This window comes from Achromobacter sp. SIMBA_011, from assembly GCF_046535435.1.
Lineage (GTDB): Bacteria > Pseudomonadota > Gammaproteobacteria > Burkholderiales > Burkholderiaceae_B > Achromobacter > Achromobacter dolens.
Map to the genome: position 1 here is coordinate 1 of NZ_JAWRWN010000513.1, position 270 is coordinate 270.

Annotated in this window: 1 protein-coding gene; it reads right to left on the reverse strand. The window is 73.7% G+C overall.

Translation table 11 applies throughout. The features are described from left to right. Window positions 1–270 (reverse strand): glycosyltransferase family 9 protein (locus SB816_RS31945; protein WP_410548236.1); only part of this gene is annotated, 270 nt, incomplete at both ends.

Genomic DNA, 270 nt, shown 5'->3' on the forward strand with positions numbered 1-270 from the left:
CGCCGATCGCGATCGCGCATTCGTGCCCGTACGGGCACGTGTCGAACATGCACGGCCGGCAGGCCGGGTAGCTGGCGAGCACGCGCTGACGTTCGGTGTCGAGCGGCGCCCGGCGGGCCGTGTCGCTGCCGCATGCGACGACGACGCTCGGTGTGCCGAGCGCCGCCGCGACGTGCGACACGCCTGTGTCGTTACACAACAGCAGCCGCGCGCGCGCGATCAGCGCGGCCATCGCGCCGAGCGGCGTGCGGCCGCACAGGTTCACGCACG